General features: G+C 39.1%; 4 protein-coding genes. All 4 read right to left on the reverse strand.

Annotated features, from left to right (window positions below; translation table 11 throughout):
* Positions 1-91: 91 nt before the first annotated feature.
* Positions 92-835: a substrate-binding domain-containing protein gene (locus tag ACLL8Z_RS10470; protein ID WP_411274731.1), complete on the reverse strand. Its 744-nt coding sequence runs from the start codon at positions 833-835 to the stop codon at positions 92-94.
* A 29-nt stretch (positions 836-864) separates the two neighbouring features.
* The gene (locus ACLL8Z_RS10475; protein WP_411274732.1) at positions 865-1,320 is read right to left on the reverse strand and encodes a DsrE family protein; all 456 of its coding nucleotides are present in this window, start codon (positions 1,318-1,320) and stop codon (positions 865-867) included.
* Positions 1,321-1,506: 186 nt separating this feature from the next.
* Positions 1,507-2,373, reverse strand: a complete 867-nt coding sequence (locus ACLL8Z_RS10480) for a sterol desaturase family protein (RefSeq protein ID WP_411274733.1) — start codon at positions 2,371-2,373, stop codon at positions 1,507-1,509.
* Between the two features lie 148 nt (positions 2,374-2,521).
* A partial coding sequence (locus ACLL8Z_RS10485; RefSeq protein ID WP_411274734.1) for a 5'-nucleotidase C-terminal domain-containing protein occupies positions 2,522-3,499 on the reverse strand: 978 nt, incomplete at its 5' end.

A 3,499-nucleotide genomic window follows, 5' to 3' on the forward strand; every position in this document is an offset into this window, starting at 1 on the left:
CAATCCCATATAATATGCCAAAAATTACAGGCGAGATTTGGTGGTATAATACATAGTTTGCTTACTCATTCACCATTGCATAAGCGCACAACTATTCCCATCCCCATTTTTTGAAAATGGCATGACCTTCTGCAGAGAGTAAAAACTGTATAAATTGCCGGGCTTCCGGCTTTTGATTGGAAATAGTTGTAATAGCTATAGGCGTTCCCCTGTATACGGTTTGCTTTTTAGGGATTTCTACCAGCTCAGATACATCTTTTAGCCGGTTATACCAGGACGCAAAAATTATTACCGCATCATAATTAGTATCAGCCTTCCATGCATCAATTGCTAACGCCGTATTACCAAACGCTCCTTTAATATTTTTTTGGATCCCTGCAATCAAATTTTGCCTTCCGGCCAGGTCTTCCCACATTCCTAATTGCCCGGCGCCGGTAATTTCTAATACGTTGACACCCGGTTTGGCAAGATCTTTAAGTGAAGTAATATTTTTAGGATTTCCGGGACGAACTAGAATCCCCGCCCGCCTTTTATATAATTCGGTTCTTGTAGTGCTGTCTATTAGTCCCGGGTGCTGCATTTTAAACTGAGTAAGCATGTATTCGGCCCCGCCAAATACCAGGTCTGCATTTTGCTTTGCTTTCTCTATCCATTTTGGCTCCGGCCCTGCAATTACTTTAACAGGAATGGAATGTTTCTTAGAAAACACTGTTGCACTTTCCTCCATGGCGGCTCCCGGTCCGCCCGGTCCATAAACATATAAGGTATCCTGTTTAGATTGTGCCTGAACAAACCCTGGAAGAATACATATCATTATGATGATTAACTTTTTCATCTCAATTAATTCAGTTAACTTCGTTATTTTTACGGATGTACAGTTGCCCATCCCTGATATTGCCGGATAATGATCTCGCCGTTTGCTGTAGGCACATACGATATAAATGGGAACAGGCTGTTTTTATTTATTCCACGTTCTTTAATGGTGTTTTCACATTGGGCCAAAATAACTCCTTTTGAGTGGAGGTCTTTTAAGCGTTCTTCAAAAGGGCCAGTTTTTTCATAAACCGCCACCCCGTCTCCAAATACGATTAACTCTAGCTCGAGCTTTCCCTTTAAGCGTGGATCTTCCAGCACATTTCTGATGTTTTTAAGAGTGCCGGAAATCTTCTTTTCATCACCACTATTGAGCACATAAAGTGCTTTATAATTTTTTAATGTAGCCTTAGCACCGCTGAAAGCCTCCTGTTTTACCTGAGCAAAACTTGTTGTTGCTATTGTAAAAGTTAACAATAGGAAACAGAATAAAGTTATTTTTTTCATTTGGGAATAATTTGTTTTTTAAGGTGATGAAGCCCTGCTACCGCAGATAGGCTCACGCAAGTTTCATGAGGTTACTATTTATATGGATAATTTATACTATTCAATTATTGAACCAAGATGTCATTTTTTTTGCTGGCATAATATTTTATATAAAGGAAATATTAAATGTAATATCACTTTGTTTTCTTAGCGGTAAAAGGGATAGACTAATTGGGAGCCCAAGGATTTAGGGAAGCTTTCATCGTTTTTAAATCCCAGTGCGATATCTCTTCCATCGGCAGGTATATAATTTGTTTTAAAGAGATAATCCCAAATGCTCAGGGTTAGTCCGTAGTTGACACCAAAAGAGCCATCCGGCAATGTTCTGGCATGATGCCAGATATGCATTTTAGGGTTGTTTAAGATATACTTAAAGGGTCCGTAAGATATATTGAGATTAGAATGATTAAAATGCCCGATAGCGGTTGCGAAGATATGAACCACAAAAAAATCCTGCAAGCCAAAGCCTATCATGGCCAAAGGGATGTATTGCACTGTTTTGTAAATAATGGATTCCATCCAGTGAAAACGTAAATGTGCAGCAAAACCCATCTCTTTTACAGAGTGGTGCACTTTATGGAATTCCCACATCCAGGGTACACGGTGCAAAGTCCGGTGAACATTCCATTGAATAAAATCTGCCAGAACAAATAAAAGCAGCAGCTGACCCCATTTAGGCCAGGACTGGATTTGAAAAGCGGCCAGGTTTTTAATTCCAAAAAGTCCTAAAAAATCGTTAAATGCAGCAACAGCCACATTGGAAATGGCATTATAAGCAATTAAAGAAAATAAAAAGTAGTTAAAGAACATATAAAACCCGTCCATCCAAAAATCCTGACGAAATACCGGCTGGTTTTTTCGCCATGGCAGGATGATTTCCAATAGCCAAACCAATAAAGAAAGTCCGATTAACCAATAAAAATAGTTATGCCAGCGTAGATGTAATATTTCATCTAACAGATAGTTGAAATAGCCTGTGTAAGAGCCCTGAATTATTTTAAAGTAATTATCCATTTATTTTTAGCAAACGTTTTCTTCCTTTTTCAACCAGTCTCCCCAATTTCTATGGTAGGCAGGTTCTGGCCATCGCCAAATACAATTAATTCTATTTCCAGTTTCCCTTTTAAGCGGGAATCATTTAATGGATTGCTGAAATTATTTTTTAAATAAATTTATAATCATATCCTTCTAATTGGGACAGTAAGTTATACGGCTGATCAGTAGCGGTCACACGTCCTTCAATTTTTGGGGATACCGGAGAATGAACCTTCAGATATTCGGTCATTACCTGATGTAATGTAGCACCGAGCTTCTTTGCATTTTTCACATTTACTACACGGCATAACGTATCGTCAGGGTCGCCTTCTCTCTCGCAGGCTACTATGCTGTACATTTTTTCAATATCTACTTTTTTGCCTTTCACCTTTACCCAGTTCAGCCGTTTACCTTTGTCATTGTTAGCAGTAAAGTTTATTTCCATTCCACAGAAGCGTATTACCCATCCACCAAAACGTTCTGCCGGTTCTTTTGCAAACACATTATGCAGTTCTTGTTCAAGCCAGTTCCACAATTGCCGGCCAGAAACTTCACCACCCTTTGCTTCACTTTCAACCGGTAGCATGCTCCACAAAAAATCTGCAGTAATATCTGCGGTCCCGATTTTAGGATCTGGCACTAAAGGTGGGCAAAAACGAAAGCCGTTACTTAAAGCAATATCAGGTTTGAATTTCCACATGATGGCGTCGGTAATCATATTATCCATCGGGTTCTCTAAAACGTAATATCGAAGCAGAGGGACCAGAGTCTTTCCAATTACTTTATCCAATTCATGTTTATAGGGTTCTTTAGCTTGTTGAACCATGCTTAACATTTTTTTGTCTGGTTTGTATTTTTTCGGGTCAACATCCAGAAGCTGGTAATTGTGATCTTTGATCTTCCCATCTTCAATCACAATATCCAGTTTAGATATAAACGACCCAAAGGCACCAGGTTCTGTAACTTTGGCATACTTCGCATCAATAGGAGTTCGAACCCTCTCGTGGGTGTCAGCTCCTAAAATATAATCTACACCTTCAATTTCTTTATTATTTCCAAGGTCAACTTGTTGCGCAAGCCCCATGTGGGTAACAAGGAAAATCAT

Origin of the sequence: Daejeonella sp., assembly GCF_046590655.1 — a bacterium.
Lineage (GTDB): Bacteria > Bacteroidota > Bacteroidia > Sphingobacteriales > Sphingobacteriaceae > Daejeonella.